The sequence below is a fragment of the Micrococcus sp. HSID17227 genome (assembly GCF_003989405.1).
Lineage (GTDB): Bacteria > Actinomycetota > Actinomycetes > Actinomycetales > Micrococcaceae > Micrococcus > Micrococcus luteus.
On the sequence record NZ_RBLN01000339.1, the window covers coordinates 1 to 2,012 of the forward strand.

A 2,012-nucleotide genomic window follows, 5' to 3' on the forward strand; every position below is an offset into this window, starting at 1 on the left:
TGCTCCGTGCGCGCGAGCTCCGCCTGCGCAGCGCGCAGCGGCTCGGCCACGGCCCGCTGGCGCTCGGACGCGGCGTGCAGGGCGCGGTACGCCCCGGAGAGCACCACGGCCACGGCGGCGCCCACCAGCGGGCCGATCACGGCCGGCACCCGCACGCCGCCGGCGCCCGCCGCCCTCCCGGCCACCACGACGGCGGCCATCGCCACCACCCGCCCGGGCCCGACCACCGGGCGCCGCCGCGCCTGACGGGCCCCCCGGTCGACCACGGGCAGGACGACGAAGAAGGGGGGGAAGGCGACCCACGCGAAGTCGCCGTGGTGGCCCACGAGCAGGCCCCACAGCAGCAGCACCAGGGCCAGCCAGGCGACCGCCGGACCGCGGCCGACGTCGTCGCCCCGGGCCCACCGGCGCCGCTCCAGCACGGTCCCGGCCAGGTAGACGCCCGCCAGCGCGGCGGTCAGCAGCACCAGGGTGGTGGCCGGGAACGGACCGGACGCGTCCGGGGACCGGTCCGCGAGCGCGCGCGCCAGCCCCACGGTGAGCAGTGCGGCGAACGTGACGTGCAGGGCCACGCGCAGGCCGGCGAGCACGGCGGTGGTGCCGGTCTCGGTGGGCGCGGGGGGCACGGCGGCGCGGGGGGCGACGGACATGGCTCCACCCTAGGGCGCGCCCCGGACGCGACAACGGCCCGATGCCCCGGGGTCGCGCCGCTGCGCCGCCGGGATCAACCATTCGGTTGACCGGGTCCAGCCGCCGCGGGCGATGTGGCGACCCCTCCCCGCGCGAGACCGTGGAGGCAACCTCAGGACAGACCTCGTCAGGAAAGGACGCGCCCCGTGTTCCTCGCACTCCGCGACCTCCGCTTCGCCACCGGACGGTTCGCTCTCATGGGCTCCGTGGTGGCCCTCATCAGCCTGCTGCTCGTCATGCTCTCCGGCCTCACGGCCGGCCTGGGCGGGCAGAACACCGCCGCGATCGACCGCCTCGGCGAGCAGGGCGTGCAGCGTCTGGTCTTCGGCGGCGCGGCGGGCCAGGAGCCCACCGCGTCGTTCACCCAGTCCGAGTTCACCGTGGCCCAGCGCGACGCGTGGGCGGCCACGGACGGCGTGGCCTCCGTCGAGCCGCTCGGTGTGAGCCAGGGCCGGGCCATCGGCCTCGAGCACCCCGTGGACACGGACCCGCAGGGCCGCGCGGACGTGTCCGGCGAGCCCACCACCGGCGTGGCCACCACCGCGTTCATCGGTCTCACCCCGGGCGGCTCCGACGCGCCGGCCGGCGTCGAGCCCGGGCAGATCGTGCTCAGCCAGGACGTGGCCGACTCCCTCCACGCGCAGGAGGGTGACGCCGTCGCGGTCTCCGGCTTCGTCTACACCGTGGCCGACGTCGTGCCGACCGAGTACTACTCCCACTCCCCCGTGACGTGGCTGGCGCTCGAGGACTGGAACGCCATCTCGCACACCGCCGACGACGCGGTGCTCGGCACCGCCGGCCTGGTGCGCTTCGACGCCGGCGCCGACGTCGACGCCGTGGCCGCCGCCGGCGACGACGCCGCGGGCACCGTCGCCGAGACCGTGAAGGGCTCCTACGCCGCCCTGCCCAGCTACCGGTCCGAGAACGGCTCCCTGATGACCATGCAGGGCTTCCTGTACGGCATCTCGGCGCTCGTGGTGATCGCGTTCCTGTCCATCTGGACGGTGCAGCGCACCCGCGACATCGCGGTGCTCAAGGCCCTCGGCGGCTCGAACGGCTGGGTGCTGAAGGACTCGCTCGCGCAGGCCGCGTTCGTGCTCGTCGGCGGCGTGGCCGTGGGCACCGGGCTGGCCACCGTGATCGGCGCGTTCGCGGGGCGGGCCGTCCCGTTCGAGCTCTCGTGGGCCACCACCGCGGTGCCCGCCGCCGGGGTCCTCGTGCTCGGCATGCTCGCCGCCGTCGTGGCGGTCTACCGCGTCACCCGGATCGACCCGCTGGTCGCCCTCGGCGGCAACTGACCGCCCCGACGACGGCGCCGCCCG

At 76.3% G+C, this 2,012-nt stretch carries 1 protein-coding gene and 1 pseudogene; one reads left to right on the forward strand and one right to left on the reverse strand.

Annotation, left to right across the window (positions count from 1 at the left end; all coding sequences use genetic code 11):
• Positions 1-650, reverse strand: a pseudogene (locus tag D8M29_RS11535) (sensor histidine kinase); the annotation flags it as partial.
• Between the two features lie 186 nt (positions 651-836).
• On the opposite strand from D8M29_RS11535, the gene D8M29_RS11540 reads away from it, so the two are divergent.
• Positions 837-1,988 (forward strand): ABC transporter permease, encoded by a 1,152-nt coding sequence (locus D8M29_RS11540; protein ID WP_095347355.1) that lies wholly within the window; start codon positions 837-839, stop codon positions 1,986-1,988.
• Positions 1,989-2,012 lie beyond the last annotated feature (24 nt).